The organism is Bradyrhizobium sp. SZCCHNPS1003 (assembly GCF_032381555.1).
GTDB lineage: Bacteria > Pseudomonadota > Alphaproteobacteria > Rhizobiales > Xanthobacteraceae > Bradyrhizobium.
On record NZ_JAUHIU010000008.1, the window covers coordinates 200,539 to 218,935 of the forward strand.

The window sequence follows — 18,397 nt, forward strand, 5'->3', positions numbered from 1 at the left end:
GCGTCCGTCAATTCGGCCCCGCGTTCCAGGTCACCGGCAGATTCAGCAGGCCGCGGAAGGCCCAGCCGCCGATGCGCACGGGCTCGGTGTTTCGGAGCCTCAGGTTCGGCAGCCGCGCAAACAGCGTCGGCAATGCGACCTCGGCAATCATCGCCCGCGAGGCCCAGGCGCCGGCGCAGAAATGCGGACCGGCGCCGAAGGCGATGCTCTTGGAGACGTCGCGGCGGATGTCGAAGCGATCCGGCTCGGAAAAATGCGTCTCGTCGCGGTTGGCCGAGCCGAACATCAGGAACACGCGCTCCTCCGGTTCGAAGGCGACATCGCGAATCGTCCAGGGCTTGGCGATGCGCCGGGGCGTCATGCCGATCGGCGAGATCCAGCGGGCATATTCCTCGAATACCTGCAGCCAGCGCACCTCGCCATTGAGGGCCAGCGCGAGCTGATCGGGATGCGTCAGCAGCGCCCACACCGTGCCGGCGATCGCATCGCGCGGCTCGTTCTGGCCACCCGAGATGGCGAGCTTGATGTTGGCGCGGATGCTCTCCATCGGCATTTGCGTGGCAAGCATCACGCCAAGCAGGCTCTGGTTCGGGGTCTTCTCCAGCACCGGCTGCATGTCGTCGATTGCGGCGTCGATGCCGGCAGTCGCGGCGCTGCAACGCGCCTCGACCGCGGGATCGGCGGTGTAGTTGGCGATGCCGTCGATCATCGCCTGCGACCACGCATTCATGTCCTGAAAGCGCATGTTGGTGAGGCCGGTGATCAGCTTCAGGCACTCGGCCGAGAACGGCAATGCGAAGTCGCGGACGAGGTCCACGTCGGCGGTGGGATCGAGCGCGTCGATCAGCCGGTCGGCATGGGCCTGGAACTGCGCCAGCCAGTGCACCCGCACGGCCCGCGGCGACACCGCCGGCGCGATCGCCTGGCGCTCGGCCATGTGCGCCGCGCCATCCTTGCGCATCATGTTGTGGCCCATCAGCCGGTTCATCAGGCCCTGCGGCTGATGCGAGCTGAAGACGTCGATCTGCTTCTCGGACACGAAGATGTCGTCGCGACGGCACAACAGCGTACTGCCGAGCTGCGGCACGAAGGCGATCGGCGCCTCCTGGCGCATGCGCGCCAGCGCCGGATAGGGATCGGCCCAGAAGGTGGCGGTATCGATATCGAAGCGCGGTGCTGTGCTCACTCTCGGTCTCCGGTCTGACGGCGCAGGCTAGCTGCACGCTCCGGCAACGTCTGTCCCGGCGATGGGTGACAGCAGGCGAGCCCTCCTCGCTCAGTTCAGCGGCCGCGGTGTCGCCATCAGGCGGAGGGCGATCGCAAACAGCTCGTTCTGCGAGGCGATGCCGAGCCTTTCATAGGCGCGCTTGCGATAGGTGAAGACGGAGTTGAGGGCGATGCCAAGATCCCCGGCGATCGCCTCGGAGGTGAAGCCTTCGAGGATGCGACGGCAGACGTCCTTCTCCCGCGCGGTCAGCACCGACAGCGGTCCGCCGGCGGCAAACAACGAAGCAAATTTGTCGGCCGGATCCATCGCGGCGGCGCGATCCTGGCAATGACGCGCGACGATGGTCCCCACGATCGGGGCGACCGCGGCGATGCGCTGGCGCTCGTGGGGCGCAAAACCGCCTTGCACAGCGGTGCGATAGAAGTTCACGTAGGTGCAGTGCTCGCCGACCCAGATCGCGGTGGCAGCCTTGTCGACGATCTCGGAATCTTCGAAGAACAGCTTGCGGTAGCCCTTCGGGTACATGCGGCGCGCGAAATTCGGCAGCAGGATGTAGCGCGCGTCCGCGCGCCTGCGGAAGATCGTGTCCCGGTTTGGATCGGCCGTGTGGAAATGCTCCGAATAGGCCGCGCCGAGATCAGGCCCGATCGCGATGTTCCCCGTGCTGAGCAGGCAGCGCGCCGAGCGCTGGTTCTCGAAGGTGAACACCATGCAGTGGCCGACATCGGCAACGGTGCGCAGCGTCTCGATCAGGACTTGCGGAAACTCGGGCTGTCCGATCGCGAGCACCATCGCGCCGACGGCGCCGGCCGCGTCGATACCAGGCCCCTGAGCCTCCATGCGTTCCTCCCGGATCTCTTTGTTCGCCGAAACCTAGCAGCAACCCGCCTCGGCTGGAAGCGCCGCCCCGCGTCACCAACCACGGGGACAGACACGGGGCCGCCAGTCCGGCTACGCTCATCGGCCAAAGTCTCGGCCAGTCAACGCGCCGAGCACGCTCAACGGGGAGGAACCACGATGAGAGCCGCGCTCACGGCGATCGGAATTGCTGCAACGATGGCTTTCGGCTCGCCCGCGCGCGCCGACATCAAGGTCGGTATCGTGGTGTCCGCAACCGGGCCCGGCTCGGCGCTCGGGCAGCCGCAGATCAAGGCGGTAGCTGCGCTGCCGAAGGAGATCGGCGGCGAGAAGATCGTCTATATCGCGCTCGACGACGAATCCGACAGCGTGAAGGGATTGCAGAACGCGCGTCGGCTGGTGATCCAGGATGGTGTCGACGTCATCATCGGCTCGTCGCTGACGCCGGTCACCATGCCGCTGCTCGACGTCGCGCTCGAAAGCAGGACGCCGCTGCTGTCGCTGGCGGCCTCGACCGCGATCGTGCAGCCGATGGACGACAAGCGCAGATGGGCGTTCAAGGTCGTGCCCAATGACGACATCATGGCCGCGGCGATGCTCAAATACATCGCCAAGACGGGGGTGAAGACACTCGGCTTCATCGGCGTGTCCGACGGTTATGGCGAAGGCTACTATCAGGAGGTGACGAAGCTGGCGCCGAAGCTCGGGCTCACGGTGACCACCCACGAGGTCTATGCCCGCGGCGACACCAGCGTCACCGGCCAGGCGCTCAAGGTGATCGCCACCAATCCGGATGCGGTGTTCATCGCCTCGGCCGGCACGCCGGCTGTGCTGCCGCAGCAGGCGCTGCGCGAGCGCGGCTATGCGGGCAAGATCTTCCAGACCCACGGCGTCGCGACGCAGGAGTTCATCAAGCTCGGCAAGGAGAATGTCGAGGGTGCGGTATTCGCCGGCGAGGCGTTCTCGATCGCCGACGATCTCGCGCCTGAGGATCCGTTCCGTCGGGCCAACGACGCATTCGTGACCGCCTATCAGGCCGCCAACGGCGACAAGCCGAACATCTTCGCCGCGCATCTGTGGGACACGGTCACCTTGCTAAAGGGCGCGATTCCCGGCGCACTGAAGGCCGCCAAGCCCGGCACCCCGGAGTTTCGTAGCGCCCTGCGCGACGCGCTGGAGCGCGGCAAGGACGTCTATCTCAACAACGGCCTGTCCAACATGAGCCCGACCGACCACAACGGCTACGACGAGCGCTCGGCGTTTCTGATCAAGGTCGAGGGCGGGAGATTCAGGCTGGTGAAGTAGTTTGTGCACGTCGCGCGTGACCGCCGCCTGCCGCACGGGCAGTGAGCTCCCCTCCCCCTTGCGGGGAGGGGGCGGGGGTGGGGGGTCCGCGAGTCCTGCTCTAAATGATGAGCGATTGAGAGCTCCGAACCGTGTCCACATCGTTAGCTCGCCGGGCCACCCTCGGCTTGCTTTGACTCGTGCGATAGATCACGACTTGCAGATATCGTGGTTCGCTCTTGCGAAACAACAGCGCCCTGCCGACAGCGCGCCCACAACGGAGTTCAGCGCCCGTGGACCCCCACCCCCGACCCCTCCCCGCAAGGGGGAGGGGAGCTCACCTCCGCTGGGGTAATTGCCCGACCTCCAAGCAAGTGCCGAGTGTGGGGCGCCCCACTACGCCGACAGCCTCTCCCCCACCGGCGCCTTGCCCAAAATCAAATCCGCCGCCTTGTCGCCGATCATCAAGGTCGCAGCATTGAGGTTGGCGGAGATCATGCGCGGCATGATCGAGGCATCGGCGACGCGCAGGCCCTGAAGGCCGTGGACGCGGAGCTGGTCGTCGACCGTGGCCCAGGTCGAGTCCGCCGGGCCCATGCGGCAGGAACAGCCGGGATGGAACGTGGTGGTGGCACGCTGCGTTGCGGCTGCCAGGAGCTCGTCATCGCCTTGCACCTTCGGCCCAGGAAAATCCTCGTACGCGTAGTACGGCGCGAGCGGCGCGGAGGCGAGCAGCCGCCGCGCCAGCTTCATGCCGGCGACGACGACGCGGCGATCGAGCTCGGCGGTGAGATAGTTGGTCTGGATCAGCGGCGGCGCGAACGGATCGGCCGAGCGCAGCCGCACATAGCCGCGGCTCTCCGGTCGCTGCTGCCACGACGCGACCGTCATGCCGGGCTCGTCCTCGAGCTGGCCCTGCACGCCCTCCTTGTAGCTCGCCGGCGTGAAGGTGAGCTGCAGGTCGGAGCTTTCGGCGGTCTCGCCGGAATGCCAGAAGCAGTAGACCATGGTCGGCGACAGCGACAGGATGCCGCGCCGCGTCACCGCCCATTTCAGCGCCTCGCCCCACAGATTCACGCCGCGCGCGAGCTCGTTGATGGTCTTGATGTTCTTGACGCGCGCCACCGTGCGCGGCGCGTAGTGGTCCTGCAGGCCCTCGCCGACGCTTCGGAGCGCATGACGCACCTCGATGCCGTGCTCCTGCAGCAGCTCGGGCGCACCGATGCCGGACAGCTGCAGCAGCTGCGGCGAATTGTAGGTGCCGCCGGACAGGATCACTTCTTTTCGCGCGCGCACCTCGACCGGGACGCCGCCGCGCCCGCCACGGCTATAGCGCACGCCGACCGCACGCTTGCCTTCGAGCACGACGCCGGTGGCATGCGCATGGGTGCGCACCTCGACGTTCGGCCGCTTGCTGGCCGGACGCAAGAACGCGGTTGCCGACGACACGCGGCGGCCGTTCTGAATGGTGCGCTGGACGTAGGAGACGCCTTCCTGGATCGCACCGTTGTAGTCGGGATTGCGCGGGATTCCGAGCGACACCGCGCCGTCCATGAAGGCCTCGCACAGCGCGTCCTTCCACTCCATGGTGGTGACGATGAGGTTGCCGTCGCGGCCGCGATACTGATCCTCGCCGGCGCCGATGCGCTTCTCCATGCGCTTGAAGTGCGGCAGCACATCGGAATAGCTCCAGCCGCGATTGCCCATCTGCGCCCAGGTGTCGAAATCCTGGCGCTGGCCGCGGTTGTAGACATGGCCGTTGATCGAGGAGGAGCCGCCGAGCGTCTTGCCGCGCGGCGCGTAGATGCTGCGCCCGGCGGTGTAGGGTCCCGGCTCCTGCTGGTAGCCCCAATTGATGCTCTTCATGTAGAAGGTCTTGATGAAGCCGGCCGGCAGATGGATGTAGGGGTGCCAGTCGCGCGGCCCGGCCTCCAGCACGCACACCGTCACCGACGGGTCCTCGCTGAGGCGGCTGGCGAGCACGCAACCGGCGGAGCCGGCCCCCACGATCACATAATCGAACGTATCCATCTCGTCTGTCGTCCCGGTCTCGTCGTCGTCAGCCGCGCCAGGCGGCAAGCGGCCATAGCGCGATCAGCGCGGCTTGTCATTCAATTGGTAGTCGAGATGCACCTTCACGGTTGGCCATTCGGCCGCGGTGATGCTGTAGACGACGGTATCCCGCAGCGTGCCGTTCGGCGCGATCTGGTGGCTGCGCAAAATGCCGTCCAGCTTGGCGCCGAGCCGCTCGATGGCGCGACGGCTCTGGTGGTTGAAGAAATGCGTTCGGAACTCGACCGCGATGCAGTTCATCGCCTCGAAGGCGTGCGCCAGCAGCAGCCGCTTGCACTGGGTGTTGAGCGCGCTGCGCTGCACCCGCTTCGCATACCAGGTCGAGCCGATCTCGACGCGACGGTTGGCGGCATCGACGTTCATGTAGGTCGTCATGCCGGCGACGCGGCCGTCGGGGTCGAGCACCGTGAACGGCTGCATGCTGCCGGCCGCGAGCAGGCCGAGCCGGCGCTCGATCTCCTTGGCCATGGTCTCGGGTTTCGGAACTGCGGTGTACCACAGCTTCCACAATTCGCCGTCGCTGACGGCCTCGACCAGCGCGTCGTGATGGTCTGATGACAGCGGCACGAGGCTGGCGTGCGCGCCGCGGAGGGTGACCGGTTCGAGAAAGGGCATTTGACACTCCTTCCCCTCATCCTGAGGAGCAGCGCGCAGCGCTGCGTCTCGAAGGATGAGGCCGAGGTCGGGCCTCATGGTTCGAGACGCGCCTACGGCGCTCCTCACCATGAGGAGCAATTCCGAGAACGTTCTACGTTGCTCGTTATCATCCGCGCAGCGTCATGACGATGCCCAGCTGTCCTACTTGTTCAGAAAATTCAGCGGCAGGCCCGGCCGCGGCCAGTCCATCGCCACCAGCTCACCCCTGCCCGACAGCGTGATGTAGGCCGTCTTCAGCTCGGGACCGCCGAAGGCAATGTTGGTCGTGACGCGGTCACCGGTCGGCACCTGCTCGACCAGCGTGCCGTCGGGCGCGATCACGCTGATGCAGCCGGTCACCAGCGTGGCGACGCAGACATTGCCGTTCGCCTCGACCGCGAGCGAATCGAACATCTGGTAGCCGCCGAGGCCCGCGATCGGCCGGCCGCGCTCGCCGCGATAGATCACCTCGCGCGGCTTCACCGTGCCGGGCTCGGTGAGATCGTAGGCCCAGAGACGCGCGGTCGGCGTCTCCGCGATGTAGACGGTCTTCTCATCCGGCGCCAGCCCGATGCCATTGGCCGGCAGGATGCCGTGGACGGCCTCGACGATCTCGCTCATGCCGGGCTTGAGATAATAGAACGCGCCGACATCCATGTCGCGGGCGCGGCGCTTGCCGAGATCGGAGAACCACAGGCCGCCATGGCGGTCGAATACGAGGTCATTCGGCCCGCGCAGCTCATGCTCGCCGCAGCGGCTGACCACGGTCTCGATCTTGCCGCTCTGCAGATCGACGCGCTGGATCGAGCCGCCGAGATAATCCTCGGGCTGCGGGCCCGGCATGATCATCTTGCCGGTCGGAATCCAGGAGAAGCCGCCATTGTTGCAGATGTAGATCTTGCCGTCGGGCCCTAGGGCTGCGCCGTTCGGCCCGCCCGGAATCTGCGCCACGACCTCCTTGCGGCCGTCGGGAAACACCCGCGTCAGGCGCTTGCCGCGGATCTCGACCAGCACCACCGAGCCGTCGGGCATCACCACGGGCCCTTCCGGAAATTCCAGATCGGTGGCGAGCACGCGCATGTCGGACATCGGACGACCTCCCGCTTTCGTCGCCGCGCTGCGGCGCATTTGTTGTTAGGCGTGAGGTTATCGCAAACGTGCCGCTGCTTGCCAAGCAATCGACGGGGTCCGGCGCCGCAGGGCTGGCCTGCAGCGTCTCGACACAAATCCGGGACGCCTCCGGCGGGGGTCAGCGAATCACCGGAACCCAGATCTCGAACCCGCCATCACCGGTCCTCGGATCGAAGCGCTGATCGTAGCGTTCGAAGCTCGGTGCGTCGGCGACCGTGCAGCCCGATTGCGGCAGCCAGTGATTCCAGATCGTGTTGACGGTGCGGCGGATGGTCGAGACGTGGCCCGGATGGGCGAACACGGCAAAGGTCGCGGCGGGAATCCGAACCTTGGCGAAGCTGCGCGGCAGGTCGGAGAAGTCGGTCACCGCGACTCCTGCCACGTAGTCGAAATTTCCGGCATCGTCGCCGTTGCAGCAGACACCGTAGGCGACATCTCCGATGCGAGCCGGGATCTCGTGCACCCCCTGGTGGAAGCGCTGCCACAGCGCCGGGATACCGGCCCCATTGTCGTGGCTGAAGCGTTCGGAGACGCCCGCCACGAGCAGGGGCTTGGCCGTCACGAAGCGCGGGGCGGCGAGATCGTCGAGCGGGGTCTGGTCCATCATGATCGGCTCCTGAAGCGGCAGGCCATCGAGGCATGGGTTGGCGCGCACCGATTCCGGCGTGACGCCAAACTGGTCGCGGAACGCGCGCGTGAACGCTTCGTGGGAGCCGTAGTCAGCCTCAAGCGCGAGACTGAGAATGTCGGGTGCGCCAGAGGCCAGAGCCCGTGCCGCCTCGCTGAGACGGCGCAGCCTGACATAGCGCATCACCGAGACGCCGGTCGCCGCCGCGAACGCGCGCACGATGTGGAAGCGCGACACGCCGGCGATGGCCGCCACGTCATCCAACGTCAACGGCGCCGACAGATGGCTCTCGATGAACCAGAGCGCCTTCTGGGCCGGGTTGGTGGACACGCCTCTCTCCTATCGAAGCGCCCGATCCTGCGCGCGGAGATCCACGTGCGCTTGATCGTTATTGCGCTGCGGACCGTGCTATTTGCTGGTCGGCTTCGCCGGCGCCGCGTCCTTGGCAGCCGGCGCATCGGCCTTCTTCCTCAGCTCGTCCGCGAGCTTCGCCTGCGACGCCTTCAGCTCGTCGATCAGGCCCTGCTGCGAGATCAGCGCGGCCTTTAGCGCCTGGATCTGGCGATTCGCCGCATCGAGCTTCTGCTGCTGATCGAGCGATTGCTTGGTCATCGTCTTCTGCAGGAAATCGATATTGCTCTGCAGACATGATGTCCGTCGATCCATCGCCTTTTCTGCAGTGCAGATTTCGATGCCCGGAATATCCTGCGCATGTCCGGCAGAACTCACACATATCGCGAGCACGCTCGCGGCAAAGATGATTCGCGCGGCAACGAATTTTCGCATCACAATTTTCTCATTGGCTTGCCCAACACATGATTTTGCGTGGAACTGACGGAGTTTCCTGATTGATACCATACTGAGACCTCAATCGCGCATTGAAGTTCCGGCCGGGACCCGTTTTTAGGGAGATGGACAGAATGGCTACGCGCGAAAAACGGCTGGCGCAATTCGACGGCAGCGGTGAGCCACCGCCGGGGCAGACGGTCGAGGTGTTGTGCGAGGATCACAGCGGCACCTATCAACTTCCGTTCCCCTGTTTCTACATTGATGGCAAATGGCACAACAAGGAATCCGGCGGCGCGCTCGAAGCCACTGTCATCGGCTGGCGCTTCCCGCGCGCGCGATTTGATGAGCGCAATGGACGCCGTCCGCAGCCGAGCTTCGTTGCCGATCGCGCTTCGTCTTATTGATCACACCGGGCCCTGAGTTCTGCTCAGGGCCGGTCTTGCCGAAAATACGGTTTCGAACGCAGATTGAGCATCACGACCGGATAGGCCATCAGCAACGCGCCGGTGACGACCGCAAGGACAGCCGTTCCAACGTCGAGCACACCGTCACCCCACGCCCGCCGCCACATCGCAATTGCGATCGGAAAGAACAGAATCAGCGCCGTCGCCAGCCCCGGCGAGAATCTGCCTCCACTGCGCAGGAACGGCAGAATGTGGAAGAAGATGGCGTTGATAATCATCAGCGCTGCGTAGGCGAGCGCGGCCGGCGGCCATGTCTCGGCAAGCTCTGCCTGCACCGCGCCGAGCACGACCACCAGCGCGTTCGTCACGTAGAAGTCGCTCCACTCGACCGGCAGCTTCATCACCGCACGCGCCCAATTGCGCCAATCGAACGTGTATTCCTCGAGAATATGCGCGCCATAGGCCGCGAGCGCGAGCCAAGCCAATGTGGTCAAGGTCATGATCGATGCTCCCCTCGCGGGTGATGGACCGGCGCCAGACCGGTCGCAAGGGGCAATGTAGGGCACCAAGGCGCGAGACAGGCAGCGCGCGTGCCGTGTTTCAAAATGCGACGCCGCTGCCTTGCCGTCTTAATCCCTGGAACGCTGCTGGAACGAATCGCGTCCGAATCGGACGCCGCATCTGGTACGCGATCTGTTCACGCTAGATGTCGGACACAATAGAGACGACGCACCACATCGTGAGGAGAAGCCTCCGGCCGCTTGCCGCAACCGGATGCCAAAGATTAACGGAGAAGGAGCTCAGGCGTTCAGGTCCACGGCGTGACCGGGGGCACGTTGTCGGTCGCCGGCGGCATCTCGACCGTCTTGAAGTCGGCCGGGCTGACGATCTCCATATATTCCATGTCAGGCGAATAATCGTAGAGGTAGTGCACGATGCCGGGACGCTGGTGCACGACGTCGCCGGCCTTCACCAGGGTCGGCTTGTCCTCGTACATGAAGCGGGCCCAGCCCTTCATCATGATGACGATCTGGAAATCGCAATCATGGCGATGCCAGCCGGTGCCATCCACCGGCGGACAATCCGGATTGGCCTTGACGAGGTGGCAGATCACCTGCCCGCCGGTGGCGTCGGCGATGCCCAGATCGCGATACAGGAAGAAGTCGCGCAGCCCGCCGCCCGTGTAGGCGGTGTCGTCGGGCTTCACTTGCGAGAACTTGGTCACCACTGCATGCTGGTTCATGACGGCCTCCACCGGTTGATCGCGACATCGGCGACCGTTGCGGCCCATCGATCGGCCACAGAGGCCACCACGTCCGAAAGCGGATTGTGCCATGCGAAAACCACGCCACGCCCCGTTTGCAACGCAAAGATCGGCAGGCCAGGCGCGCCATCGCGGGCCGAACCGATTGCCAACAACCGGGTTTTGGCCGACGCCACACGGCAATGGTGACGTGCTGACAGCTCACGCCACGCGCCGCGAAGACGCAGATCCGGCTTCAAATTGAGCAGCACCTGCCCGTGGCATGAGCCGTTCTCGCCGGAGCCGGCAGCTGCAAAGGGCCGCGGGCACGGGCCGCTGACGGCAGGACCCTAGTACTCGACCTCCAGCTCCTCGATCTCCTCGGGCTCGGCCTTGGCGGCCTCGATCCATTGCTGCATCTCCGGCAGCGCCATGATCAGGTCGGCATAGGCCCTGAGCTGCGGCTCGAGCTTCACGTCATAAGTCACGAAGCGCGTCACCACCGGCGCATACATCGCATCCGCCATGCCGCGCCCGCCGAACAGAAATGGGCCGCCGGATCTGTCCAGGCAGTCGCGCCAGATCGCCCAGATGCGGTCGATGTCGGCCTGCGCCCGCGTCCAGACCTTGAAGCCCGGAAAGCGACCCTTGAGATTGACCGGCAGCGACGCCCGCAGGGTCGTGAAGCCGGAATGGATCTCGCCCGAAATCGAGCGGCAATGCGCGCGCTGAATGCGGTCGGCAGGCAGTAGGCCCGCCTCCGGAAAGGTCTCGTTGAGATACTCGCCGATCGCCAGCGTATCCCAGATCGTCGCACCATCGTGGCGCAGGCACGGCACCAGGATCGAGGACGACAGCAGCAGGATCTCGGCGCGCGCCGATGCGTCGTCCGGACCGACCACGACCTCGTCGAAATCGAGCCCGGAAAATTTTGCGAGCAGCCAGCCGCGCAGCGACCACGACGAGTAATTCTTGCTGCTGATGGTCAACGTCGCTTTGGCCATGTCGCCCCTACCCTCTTGCCGCTTTGCCGCTTGTCGTTCGCCCACCGTGCCGCTCGTGCGAGCGGCATCATGCGCGGAGCCGGATACGTCAGAGATTTCAGCGAGCAAGCGACATGCCAGTTTTTCAGGCAAGACTCGGCCACTCTGGCTCCGATATTGCATACAGCGATGCATGTAATGGATCGGACGCGATGGCGCTGCTGTACCAAGCCTATCAGAACCACATGGACCTGACCGAGCCGTGGCGCCAGAGCGCAGCAGCCGCCATGCGCTATCTCAACCTGATCCCATCAGGGCTATCCAGCCGCGCCATGCGGCGTCTGTCCGCCGCGCTCGAGCTGATCTCCCGCGCGGCCTTGACCTACGCTCGCCCGGCGTATGGCATCGACAGCGTGACGGTCGGCAACCGCGAACTCGCCGTCACCGAAGAGGTCACGTTCAAGACACCGTTCGGCTCGCTCCTGCACTTCAAGAAGGACGCTGCGCCGGATCAGCCCAAGGTGCTGCTGGTCGCACCGATGTCCGGCCATTTTGCCACGCTGCTGCGGGGCACCGTGAAGACACTGCTGCAGGACCACGACGTCTACATCACCGACTGGCACAATCCGCGCGACATCCCGCGCGATCATGGTCGCTTCGGGCTGGAAGACTACACCGATCATCTCATCACCTTCCTCGGCCAGCTCGGTCCGCGGCCGCACATGGTGGCGATCTGCCAACCGTCGGTCTCCGCGCTCGCGGCCACCGCCGTGATGTGCGAGGACAACCATCCGTCGCGCCCCGCCACCTTGACCTTGATGGCCGGACCGATCGACACGCGGATCCAGCCGACCAAGGTCAACGAGTTCGCCAAGAGCAAGCCGATCGACTGGTTCGAGGACAACCTGATCCACTACGTGCCCTTCCAGTGCAGGGGCGCGTTCCGCAAGGTCTATCCCGGCTTCGTGCAGCTCACGGCCTTCGTATCGATGAATCTCGAGCGCCATGTGAAACAGCACATGGATCTCGCCAATCATCTCGCCAAGGGTGAGGTCGAGAAGGCGGAGACCATCAAGACGTTCTACGACGAGTATTTCGCGGTCATGGACCTTCCCGCCGAGTTCTACATCGAGACCGTGCGCGACGTGTTCCAGGAGCATCTGCTGCCGCAGGGCAAGCTGATGCATCGCGGCCGTCCCGTCGATCCGAAAGCCGTGCGGCGCATCGGCCTGATGACGGTGGAAGGCGAGCGCGACGACATCTGCTCGATCGGACAGACGCTCTCGGCGCAGGACATCTGCACCAATGTACGTGCCTATCGCCGCGTCCATCACATGCAGGCCGGCGTCGGCCATTACGGCGTGTTCAGTGGCAAGAAGTGGAATAACGAGATCTATCCGCTGCTGCGGGATTTCGTTCACGTCAATTCGTGAAGCGGCCGCGCTGCACGCGTTGCAGTGTCGCCGACGGCGCCTCCCCGAACTTGTCGCGATAGGCACCCGCCATCCGCCCGAGATGGGTGAAGCCGAGGTCGAAGGCGATGTCGATGATCCGCGCCTCCGGCGGAGCCGCCATCAATTGCGCATTGAGCCGCGCCAGCCGGATGTCGAGCAGCATGTCGGAGATCGACATGCCGAAATGGCGGCGGAAGCCGCCTTGCAGCGCCCGGATCCCCACTCCTGACGACGCCGCGAGTTGCGCCAGATCGAGCGGTTCGGCTGCGTGCGCCGCCAGGAGATCTCGCGCCCGGCGGACGGCCTGCGGCAGCGTCTCGACCCGGCCGGAATGCAGCCTGATCGCCTCCGCCAGGCCATTGCCCGGCTGCTCGAACAGAATATCCAGCAGCGTCTCGCGCCAATTGGCTGCCGCAACCGATGGCAGGCCGCGCCCACCGCCGAGACGCTCGGCGAGGTCGGCGAGCCCAAGCATGTGAGCCCGGAGCCGCGAGCCATGACGTCCCGACAGCGCGATCGCGGGATCGAATTCGATCGGTTGCACCGCGCGCCCGGACAGCGCGGCAGCGCGCTGTTCCACGAGACGGCGGTCGAGCAACAGGATCAACTGAGCGCAAGCGTCCCAGACCATACGCGTGGGCAATGTCGGCGACAGCAGCGATGCTGCATGGTCTGGCGCCGTGGCGACCTCGCCGGCCCCGGCGAAAACCCGCGCGGTCCCCGCCAGCGGAAGCTGCAGCAGGAAGAAGCGGTCGAGACAGCCGGGATCGATGGTTACCGCACCGCCATAGGCGACGTAGTTGATGGAAAAGCCATCGAATGCCGCACAATTATGCAGAGCCAGGAAATCGCGCGCAGTATCGGCCTCCGGTTGCAGCCCATGCGGACAGAAGATGCGGCCTATTTGTTCAGCGGCCTCATCGACATCGTGCGTTGCAACACGGCCATAGGCTGTAAGCCGCGGCTCAGCCGGTGACTTCCAACTACGATCAGCGGCTGCACCTGCAGTCATGGCCTACGTCGTCCGTCGAGATCGTTTGAAACCTATAATAATTAGCAACTGACGTCGAGGGATTCGTTTTCTGGATAGACTTGGCGTCGCCCCGGCTTGATCCTCCCATGCGTGCAGCAAGGAGATCCGCCATGATCACACTCGAAAAAGGCATCACGCGCGCAGGTACCGGCTATGCCGGCAAGACCTGGAATATCCTGGGTCAGCTCTATTATCCCAAGGCCGTCACCGACTCCACGTTCGCCTTCGAGACCAACAGCGAGCCCGGGCAGTTCGTGCCGGTTCACGTTCATCCCACCCAGGACGAGTTCATCCTGGTGCAGGAAGGCGTCCTCGACCTCAAGCTCGACGGCGTCTGGGTCAAGGCGAATGCCGGCGACCTCGTGCGCATGCCGCGCGGCATTCCGCATGGCTATTTCAACAAATCCGACAAGCCGGCGCGCGCGCTGTTCTGGGTGTCGCCGATGCAGAAGCTGGAGGCGCTGTTCAACATGCTGGACAATCTCGCCGACCCGGCCGAAGTGGTGCGGATCTCGGCGGAGCACGAGGTCGACTTTCTGCCGCCCGAGGCCAACGACTAGGCGGCAGCGCCGGGCCCGGCGAGCGCTCCTCAATTGTTGCGGTACGGACGGCGCGCGATCATCGCTATCGGCCCGGTGCGCCTGCAGCATGAGCAACGGCTGCGCCTGAACGACATGCGATCGGCGAGATCCTTCTCGCCCTGATTTCGAAGCTGGCTTGTCCGTCGGCATCGCACATCTCGGTCGCGCCGGGCGACCTTCGTCACCATCAAACTCTTGCGGGCTCTTGCGGCGCGGCGGGTGCGCGGCCGCGCGCCCGACAACAAGGAAGTCCCATGATCAATCGAAAGAATGTCTGTGTGATCGGCGCCGGCGTCTCCGGCCTGGCTGCAGCCAAAGCATTCGCCGCCCGCGGGCACGACGTCACCATCGTCGAGCGGAGCGCCGATCTCGGCGGCGTCTGGGAGCCCGCGCGATCCTATCCCGACGTGCAGACGCAGAGCCCCAAGGAGCTCTATCGCTACACCGACAAGGCGATGCCGGATCACTATCCCGAATGGCCGAAGGGACCGCAGGTCTATGCCTATCTTGCCGACTACGCGAAGTCCTACGACCTCATCCGCCTGATGCGGTTGAACACGACCGTCCTTGCGATGCAGCGCCGCAATGACGGCAAGCCTGGATGGAGCCTCGACCTCAAGACCGGAGACCGAACGAGCCGGGAGGATTTCGATTTCGTCGCCGTCTGCACCGGTCAGTTCAACGAGCCGCAGACGTTGTCGCTTGCCGGCGAAGATCAGTTCGCGGCCGCCGGCGGCTTGATCCTGCATTCCTCGAAATACAACGATGCCGCGCTCACGAGGGGGCGCGACGTGGTGGTCCTCGGCGGCTCGAAATCGGCAACCGACATCGCGGTCAACGCCGTGCGCTCCGGCGCGCGCTCGGTCACGATCGTGCTTCGTGAAGCGGTGTGGCGCATTCCCTACTTCATCGGCGGTCTGATCAACTTCAAGCGCATCCTCTATATCCGCGCCCAGGAGCAGATGTTCCCAAGCTGGGGCATCGGCCCGCTCTCGCGCCTTGCCCATCTGCTGGCCAAGCCGCTCGTCTGGGCCAATTGGCGCGGCCTGGAGAGCCTGCTCAAGACGCAGTTGAAGCTCGCCAAATGCAACATGGTGCCGAACGGCAGGATCGAGGACGGCGTGAACTGCTCCGTCCCGATCGCGACGCCCGACTTCTTCCCGATGGTCGCAGACGGCCGGATCAAGGCTGTCTACGGCACCTTCGGCCACTACGAGCCGAACACCATCGTGACCAGCGGCGGTGAACGAATTCCGGCCGACGTCGCGATCCTCGCCATCGGCTACAAGCTCGGGGTCCCGTTCCTGTCGGCAGCCGACCGCGCCAGACTGGTCGATCCGGACGGGCAGTACCGGCTCTATCGGCTGATCGCCAATCCCGATCTTCCCGACATGGGCTTCGTCGGCTTCAATTCGAGCTTCTGCACCGTGCTCTGTGCGGACATGGCCGCCAACTGGCTGGTGCGGTATGCCGACAAACAGCTGGCGCATCAGCCGAGCGAGCGCGAGATGCGCGACAACATCGAGATGATGCTGCATTTCAAGCGGATCGAGCGCCCTGCCGCGGGCGTCTATGGCGGACTTTGCGTCGCGCCCTATCACTTCAAGCATTTCGACGAACTGCTTGCGGACATTGGCGCCCAGCGCCGACGGCGCAACCCGTTGGCCGAGATGTTCACGCCGCCCGATGCGGACGCGTATAACGACTTTCTCGCATCCGCGCCGGCCTATCAGGCCGGCTGAGGTAGCGGCGAGCAGCCTCGCCACACTACTAACACAGTGACGCCGCAAGCGAGACGCATTGCAGGGACGGCCGTATGCGCCGACGCCGGCGCTGGCCTTCCTGGCAAGGCCGGGCTATCCAAAGCGCCCCCGGCCTCCAGCCGTTCGCCTCGGAGCCTGCCATGATACTCTCGCCCCATCTCCGCACCATCGGTCTCGCCGCTTCGGCCGCGTTCCTCCTGACCACCGCGGCCCAGGCCGCAGATGTCCACGTCATGATCTCCGGCGGCATGACCGCTGCGTTCAAATCCCTGGTGCCGGAGTTCGAGCGGCGCTCGGGTCACAAGGTCACGATTGCCTACGGCCCGTCGATGGGAACGACAACGAATGCGATTCCCGCTCGCCTCGAGCGTGGCGAACCTGCCGATGTCCTCATCATGGTGGGCTACGCGCTCAGCGATCTCACCACCAAGGGCAAGGTGATGCCGGATAGCCGTGCGGACCTCGCCAATTCGCCGATCGGCGTCGCGGTCAAGTCGGGGATGCCGCATCCCGATATTTCGAACGCGGAAGCCGTGAAGCGCATGCTGATCGCCGCCAAGACCATCGCCTATTCGGACAGTGCCAGCGGCGTCTACGTCTCCACCGAGATGTTCGACAAGCTTGGCATCAAGGACGAGATGAAAGGCAAGGCGCGGATGATTCCGGGCACTCCCGTCGGCGAGATCGTCGCCCAGGGCGAAGCGGAGATCGGCTTTCAGCAGATCAGCGAGCTCAAGCCGGTGAAGGGCATCGACATCGTCGGGCCGCTGCCGGCCGGACTGCAGAAGATCACCGTGTTCTCCGCCGGCATTGCCACGGACGCCAAGGAGCCGGAGGCCGGCAAGGCGCTCATCAAGTTCCTGGAATCACCGGATGCACGTCATGTCATCACGGAAAGCGGCCTCGATCCGATCGTGAGGCGGGCGCCGAACTGAGATGAAGCGCGCCGGCTGAGACGATGGCTCTCCCCCGCCGGTGGCGTGGGAGAGTTCGGCAGGCAGCGTCGGTGCGCCTACTGGGTGAGCAAAGTCGATTCGCTCAGATTGTTGGCGCCGTAGGCTTTCTTGAGCAGGCCGTTCGCCTTGGAGTCCGTCATGAACTTGGTGACGAAGGCCAGCGACTGCGGATGCTTCAGCGGCACCGCAACCGCGGTATCCGTCTTCTTGAAGGTCTCGGCGAGCACCTTGGTGCCGGAAATCTGCTTGGTGATGAGATTCAGTTGATCGCGCGCCAGCGCGAGCGCGTCGATCTCGCCCGCGCTGAGCAGCGCGTAGACTTCCTCGTAGGACTTGAAGCCGGTGACGGTCGCCTTCTTCAGGAAGGCCTTGGCACCGCGCAGCACGGTCGTGTCGTTGATGGCCGCAACCTCGGTGCCGGCCTGGTCCAGCGCCGCGATGTTGGCGACGTCGAGACCGGCGCGGATGATGAAGGTGGTCTCGACCGAATCGTAGACCGGACCGAACGAGACCTTGGTTTCGCGCTCCGCGTCCTTCGGCATGAAGGCCACATCCCAGACGCCCCGAGCAGCTTCATCGGTGATCGCATTGGAATTCGGATGCTCGACGAACTCGACGGGCACACCGACCTGCGCGGCCATCGCCTTGCCCAGTTCGACCGGAACGCCTGAATAGCCGCTGTCCGACTTGACGCACCAGAACGCACCGCCGGCGGGGCCAACGGCAATGGCGACGCGAAGCTTGCCCGTCGGCGCGATTTCTTCCTTCAAGCCGGCTGCGCCCGCGGCGTGGCCGGCAAACGTGACTACCGCAGCTACCAGGGCTGCGTCACGCAGCCAGCGCCAAAACGCCATGGCCCTCTCCCATTGGATTGCAGGTTGGATACGAGCCGCACCTTGCCGGGAGCACCGTTAAATACAGCTTACCTCGCTTACGCAAAGCAGCATGCGACGCGCAAAACTTGCGCGTCGCAATTGCGGTTTCAAATAACTCGATACCGAAAACCGATTAAGCGTCGCTTAAACGCAGCGCCGAACCGCGACGCCATTGACGATCACCGTGCGGCACGCCGCGGCCGCCACGGGCGGCTTGCGAACCACCACGGCGCCCGCCGCACCGGCGCAGCCGGCCCGCACGACGCCGCGAGCGCAGACCACGGCCTTGGCATCCGACATCGACACGAACGGCATCGCCGCCAGGATGAACAATCCGCACAGCGTGGAAATAATGGCACGTGAAACAATGGCGCTCATCTTCAAACTCCTGATCATGATCTGATTGGTCAAATATCCACCCTGTCGCGACCTTGCCTGGGACCTCCCCGCCCGACAACTGGGACAATTTGGGTGGATT

General features: G+C 64.8%; 19 protein-coding genes. 6 read left to right on the forward strand and 13 right to left on the reverse strand.

The window, feature by feature from the left end:
• Nucleotides 1–7: 7 nt before the first annotated feature.
• The gene (locus tag QX126_RS15215) at nucleotides 8–1,186 is read right to left on the reverse strand and encodes a cytochrome P450 (protein WP_315738606.1); all 1,179 of its coding nucleotides are present in this window, start codon (nucleotides 1,184–1,186) and stop codon (nucleotides 8–10) included.
• A 90-nt stretch (nucleotides 1,187–1,276) separates the two neighbouring features.
• The gene (locus tag QX126_RS15220; protein ID WP_315781971.1) at nucleotides 1,277–2,068 is read right to left on the reverse strand and encodes a helix-turn-helix transcriptional regulator; all 792 of its coding nucleotides are present in this window, start codon (nucleotides 2,066–2,068) and stop codon (nucleotides 1,277–1,279) included.
• A 177-nt stretch (nucleotides 2,069–2,245) separates the two neighbouring features.
• Between QX126_RS15220 and QX126_RS15225 the strand changes: the two genes are divergently transcribed.
• Complete coding sequence (locus tag QX126_RS15225) at nucleotides 2,246–3,391, forward strand: ABC transporter substrate-binding protein (protein WP_315781973.1); 1,146 nt, start codon at nucleotides 2,246–2,248, stop codon at nucleotides 3,389–3,391.
• A gap of 375 nt (nucleotides 3,392–3,766) precedes the next feature.
• On the opposite strand, the gene QX126_RS15230 is transcribed toward QX126_RS15225, so the two are convergent.
• The 5 genes from QX126_RS15230 to QX126_RS15250 form a co-directional block, all read right to left on the reverse strand.
• Nucleotides 3,767–5,401, reverse strand: coding sequence for a GMC family oxidoreductase (locus QX126_RS15230; RefSeq protein ID WP_315781975.1), 1,635 nt, complete (start codon nucleotides 5,399–5,401; stop codon nucleotides 3,767–3,769).
• Between the two features lie 63 nt (nucleotides 5,402–5,464).
• Nucleotides 5,465–6,058: a GNAT family protein gene (locus tag QX126_RS15235; protein ID WP_315781976.1), complete on the reverse strand. Its 594-nt coding sequence runs from the start codon at nucleotides 6,056–6,058 to the stop codon at nucleotides 5,465–5,467.
• A 183-nt stretch (nucleotides 6,059–6,241) separates the two neighbouring features.
• Nucleotides 6,242–7,168 carry an SMP-30/gluconolactonase/LRE family protein gene (locus QX126_RS15240; RefSeq protein ID WP_315781978.1) on the reverse strand — a complete coding sequence of 309 codons (927 nt, stop codon included), beginning with the start codon at nucleotides 7,166–7,168 and terminating at the stop codon, nucleotides 6,242–6,244.
• 160 nt (nucleotides 7,169–7,328) lie between these two features.
• Nucleotides 7,329–8,168: an AraC family transcriptional regulator gene (locus tag QX126_RS15245; RefSeq protein ID WP_315781980.1), complete on the reverse strand. Its 840-nt coding sequence runs from the start codon at nucleotides 8,166–8,168 to the stop codon at nucleotides 7,329–7,331.
• 78 nt (nucleotides 8,169–8,246) lie between these two features.
• A complete protein-coding gene (locus QX126_RS15250) occupies nucleotides 8,247–8,624 on the reverse strand; it encodes a hypothetical protein (protein WP_315738614.1) in 378 nt (125 codons plus the stop codon).
• A gap of 134 nt (nucleotides 8,625–8,758) precedes the next feature.
• On the opposite strand from QX126_RS15250, the gene QX126_RS15255 reads away from it, so the two are divergent.
• Nucleotides 8,759–9,031, forward strand: coding sequence for a hypothetical protein (locus QX126_RS15255; RefSeq protein WP_315718054.1), 273 nt, complete (start codon nucleotides 8,759–8,761; stop codon nucleotides 9,029–9,031).
• A gap of 23 nt (nucleotides 9,032–9,054) precedes the next feature.
• Here QX126_RS15255 and QX126_RS15260 read toward each other — a convergent pair whose 3' ends face one another.
• From QX126_RS15260 to QX126_RS15270, 3 genes are all read right to left on the reverse strand, one after another.
• Nucleotides 9,055–9,531, reverse strand: coding sequence for an HXXEE domain-containing protein (locus QX126_RS15260; protein ID WP_315738615.1), 477 nt, complete (start codon nucleotides 9,529–9,531; stop codon nucleotides 9,055–9,057).
• Nucleotides 9,532–9,839: 308 nt separating this feature from the next.
• Nucleotides 9,840–10,274, reverse strand: a complete 435-nt coding sequence (locus tag QX126_RS15265; protein WP_315781982.1) for a cupin domain-containing protein — start codon at nucleotides 10,272–10,274, stop codon at nucleotides 9,840–9,842.
• Between the two features lie 350 nt (nucleotides 10,275–10,624).
• Nucleotides 10,625–11,278 (reverse strand): glutathione S-transferase family protein, encoded by a 654-nt coding sequence (locus tag QX126_RS15270; protein ID WP_315781984.1) that lies wholly within the window; start codon nucleotides 11,276–11,278, stop codon nucleotides 10,625–10,627.
• Nucleotides 11,279–11,469: 191 nt separating this feature from the next.
• On the opposite strand from QX126_RS15270, the gene QX126_RS15275 reads away from it, so the two are divergent.
• Entirely contained in the window at nucleotides 11,470–12,690 is a 1,221-nt protein-coding gene (locus QX126_RS15275; protein ID WP_315781985.1) for a polyhydroxyalkanoate depolymerase, read from the forward strand.
• Here the strand turns inward: QX126_RS15275 and QX126_RS15280 are convergent.
• Complete coding sequence (locus QX126_RS15280) at nucleotides 12,680–13,723, reverse strand: AraC family transcriptional regulator (RefSeq protein WP_315781987.1); 1,044 nt, start codon at nucleotides 13,721–13,723, stop codon at nucleotides 12,680–12,682. The genes QX126_RS15275 and QX126_RS15280 overlap by 11 nt on opposite strands.
• Before the next feature lie 131 nt (nucleotides 13,724–13,854).
• On the opposite strand from QX126_RS15280, the gene QX126_RS15285 reads away from it, so the two are divergent.
• The 3 genes from QX126_RS15285 (at nucleotide 13,855) to QX126_RS15295 (ending at nucleotide 17,023) form a co-directional block, all read left to right on the forward strand.
• Entirely contained in the window at nucleotides 13,855–14,304 is a 450-nt protein-coding gene (locus QX126_RS15285) for a cupin domain-containing protein (RefSeq protein ID WP_315718048.1), read from the forward strand.
• Nucleotides 14,305–14,579: 275 nt separating this feature from the next.
• Nucleotides 14,580–16,067, forward strand: a complete 1,488-nt coding sequence (locus tag QX126_RS15290) for a flavin-containing monooxygenase (RefSeq protein ID WP_315781989.1) — start codon at nucleotides 14,580–14,582, stop codon at nucleotides 16,065–16,067.
• Between the two features lie 161 nt (nucleotides 16,068–16,228).
• Nucleotides 16,229–17,023, forward strand: coding sequence for an extracellular solute-binding protein (locus tag QX126_RS15295; RefSeq protein WP_315781992.1), 795 nt, complete (start codon nucleotides 16,229–16,231; stop codon nucleotides 17,021–17,023).
• 77 nt (nucleotides 17,024–17,100) lie between these two features.
• On the opposite strand, the gene QX126_RS15300 is transcribed toward QX126_RS15295, so the two are convergent.
• Nucleotides 17,101–17,898 carry a transporter substrate-binding domain-containing protein gene (locus QX126_RS15300; RefSeq protein WP_315738623.1) on the reverse strand — a complete coding sequence of 266 codons (798 nt, stop codon included), beginning with the start codon at nucleotides 17,896–17,898 and terminating at the stop codon, nucleotides 17,101–17,103.
• Between the two features lie 165 nt (nucleotides 17,899–18,063).
• Nucleotides 18,064–18,297, reverse strand: a complete 234-nt coding sequence (locus QX126_RS15305) for a hypothetical protein (RefSeq protein WP_315782116.1) — start codon at nucleotides 18,295–18,297, stop codon at nucleotides 18,064–18,066.
• Nucleotides 18,298–18,397 lie beyond the last annotated feature (100 nt).

What these genes read in the sequence shown, in the direction of transcription:
- QX126_RS15220 (WP_315781971.1), bottom strand. Translation starts at nt 2,068, where the DNA reads ATGGAGGCTCAGGGGCCTGGTATCGACGCGGCCGGCGCCGTCGGCGCG.
- QX126_RS15225 (WP_315781973.1), top strand. Translation starts at nt 2,246, where the DNA reads ATGAGAGCCGCGCTCACGGCGATCGGAATTGCTGCAACGATGGCTTTC.
- QX126_RS15230 (WP_315781975.1), bottom strand. Translation starts at nt 5,401, where the DNA reads ATGGATACGTTCGATTATGTGATCGTGGGGGCCGGCTCCGCCGGTTGC.
- QX126_RS15235 (WP_315781976.1), bottom strand. Translation starts at nt 6,058, where the DNA reads ATGCCCTTTCTCGAACCGGTCACCCTCCGCGGCGCGCACGCCAGCCTC.
- QX126_RS15240 (WP_315781978.1), bottom strand. Translation starts at nt 7,168, where the DNA reads ATGTCCGACATGCGCGTGCTCGCCACCGATCTGGAATTTCCGGAAGGG.
- QX126_RS15250 (WP_315738614.1), bottom strand. Translation starts at nt 8,624, where the DNA reads ATGCGAAAATTCGTTGCCGCGCGAATCATCTTTGCCGCGAGCGTGCTC.
- QX126_RS15255 (WP_315718054.1), top strand. Translation starts at nt 8,759, where the DNA reads ATGGCTACGCGCGAAAAACGGCTGGCGCAATTCGACGGCAGCGGTGAG.
- QX126_RS15260 (WP_315738615.1), bottom strand. Translation starts at nt 9,531, where the DNA reads ATGACCTTGACCACATTGGCTTGGCTCGCGCTCGCGGCCTATGGCGCG.
- QX126_RS15265 (WP_315781982.1), bottom strand. Translation starts at nt 10,274, where the DNA reads ATGAACCAGCATGCAGTGGTGACCAAGTTCTCGCAAGTGAAGCCCGAC.
- QX126_RS15270 (WP_315781984.1), bottom strand. Translation starts at nt 11,278, where the DNA reads ATGGCCAAAGCGACGTTGACCATCAGCAGCAAGAATTACTCGTCGTGG.
- QX126_RS15275 (WP_315781985.1), top strand. Translation starts at nt 11,470, where the DNA reads ATGGCGCTGCTGTACCAAGCCTATCAGAACCACATGGACCTGACCGAG.
- QX126_RS15280 (WP_315781987.1), bottom strand. Translation starts at nt 13,723, where the DNA reads ATGACTGCAGGTGCAGCCGCTGATCGTAGTTGGAAGTCACCGGCTGAG.
- QX126_RS15285 (WP_315718048.1), top strand. Translation starts at nt 13,855, where the DNA reads ATGATCACACTCGAAAAAGGCATCACGCGCGCAGGTACCGGCTATGCC.
- QX126_RS15290 (WP_315781989.1), top strand. Translation starts at nt 14,580, where the DNA reads ATGATCAATCGAAAGAATGTCTGTGTGATCGGCGCCGGCGTCTCCGGC.
- QX126_RS15295 (WP_315781992.1), top strand. Translation starts at nt 16,229, where the DNA reads ATGATACTCTCGCCCCATCTCCGCACCATCGGTCTCGCCGCTTCGGCC.
- QX126_RS15300 (WP_315738623.1), bottom strand. Translation starts at nt 17,898, where the DNA reads ATGGCGTTTTGGCGCTGGCTGCGTGACGCAGCCCTGGTAGCTGCGGTA.
- QX126_RS15305 (WP_315782116.1), bottom strand. Translation starts at nt 18,297, where the DNA reads ATGAGCGCCATTGTTTCACGTGCCATTATTTCCACGCTGTGCGGATTG.